3 protein-coding genes are annotated in these 1,543 nt (G+C 70.1%); 1 reads left to right on the top strand and 2 read right to left on the bottom strand.

Going from position 1 to position 1,543, the window contains the following annotated elements; all coding sequences use genetic code 11:
• Positions 1 to 208 (bottom strand): alcohol dehydrogenase catalytic domain-containing protein (locus tag ETD86_RS54300; protein WP_170223815.1); only part of this gene is annotated, 208 nt, incomplete at its 3' end.
• A gap of 395 nt (positions 209 to 603) precedes the next feature.
• Here ETD86_RS54300 and ETD86_RS54295 point away from each other — a divergent pair.
• Entirely contained in the window at positions 604 to 783 is a 180-nt protein-coding gene (locus ETD86_RS54295; protein WP_138674380.1) for a hypothetical protein, read from the top strand.
• 92 nt (positions 784 to 875) lie between these two features.
• Here ETD86_RS54295 and ETD86_RS54290 read toward each other — a convergent pair.
• On the bottom strand, positions 876 to 1,543 hold a 668-nt coding region (locus ETD86_RS54290), incomplete at its 5' end, for a Vgb family protein (RefSeq protein WP_138674379.1).

Genomic DNA, 1,543 nt, shown 5'->3' with positions numbered 1-1,543 from the left:
CGGCCGACACGGTCCCCGCCCCCTCGGACCCGATCGTCGTGGGGAGGGGGAGCGGGTAGGCGCCGGAGCGGTGGTAGATGTCGATGAAGTTGACGCCGCTGGCGGCGACGTCGACCACGACCTCGCCGTCACCGGGAACCGGGTCGGGACGCTCGGCGTACTCGAGAACCTCTGGACCGCCCTGGGCGGAGACGATGATGGCATGCATGCCCCTAGTCAACTCCGCCCGCCGCCGCCCATGCCACCCGGGCCCCCGGGTCCGCGCGCCGCGGTCCCCGGGCATGCGCCATCGCGGCAGCGTAACCCGGAGCTCGACGCGGGCCCGGCCCCGCATGTGCAGGCGCAACCGACACAGAGGCACCTACCGACCCGCTTGCGCAGACCCCGCTGCGCACGTGCACCGTGCGGTCCGCAGCCACAGACCGTTCAGCACGAAGTCCGCCTCCAGGCCGACACGTGCGGGCCCAGCCGGCACACCAGCACCTATCGGCCCAAGCCGACAGGACAGCTCCATGCACGTGCACCGCGCCGACTTGGCCCGGGCACAGATGGGACCAGTCAGGCTCAAGAGGATTCCAAGAAGCGGCGTGTTGCATGATGCCCATGAGAACTCGTATGTCGTCCATGTCCCGCGGTGCCAGCCGAGCCCTGGCGCTGGCCCTTCTCGCCGTGACCACCGTCATCACCATCGGGATGACGAGCGCACCTGCTCAGGCCATGCCCAACGAGTGGTACCGCTGCTGGATCTCGGGCCACGGTTGGATGTGGTGCATGGACGTCTAAGGCCGAACGGAACCGCCGCCCTCCCCCCGTGGGGATGGCGGCTTCTTCGTGTTGGGGGCGGACCAGGTCGCCGGCTTCCCAGCCCCGCTCGGTCAGCCGAGGCGAGCCAGGGCGCCGGCTTCCAGGGCCACCCAGATCGCCCCGTCAGGCCCCACCGTCAACCCATGAGGCTCGGCCTTCCGGACACCGTCACCCTCTCCCGTCGCCCCTTCGTCCGGCAGTCGCGGCAGCGGATGCTCTTCGATGATGAAGTCGGTGGTGATGCGCCCGACGCGGTCGGCGCCCCACTCGGTGAACCACAGTGCGCCGTCGGGACCCGCGACGATCGCATGCGGTCGTGACTCCCGGTCGGGAAGCGGGAATTCCTCGATCTTCCCCGACACGTCGATCCGCCCCACCTGACCGGCACCGATCTCAACGAACCACAACGCCTCATCCGGCCCGCACGTGATCCCCACCGGCCCGGCGCCCTCCGTGGGAAGCGGATACACCACCACCTCCCCCTTCAGCGAGATCCGACCGACGGCGTTGCCCTGGTTGAGCGTGAACCACAGGGCGTCGTCCGGCCCCGCCGTGATGAAGGCCGGCATGCCGCCCTCCACCGGCACCTCGAACTCCGCCCGCGCCCCGTCCATCCCGATGCGCCCGATCTTCCCGCTCTGCAGCTGTGTGAACCACATGGCACCGTCCGAACCGGCGACGATCCCGTACGGCGAGTCCGCCGTGTAGGCCGCCATCTGCCCATCGGCGGTGATGCGGC

The organism is Nonomuraea turkmeniaca, from assembly GCF_005889735.1.
Taxonomy (GTDB): Bacteria; Actinomycetota; Actinomycetes; order Streptosporangiales; family Streptosporangiaceae; genus Nonomuraea; species Nonomuraea turkmeniaca.
The sequence above is the reverse complement of the archived record's forward strand: the minus strand, read 5'-3'. Positions and strand labels throughout refer to the sequence as shown.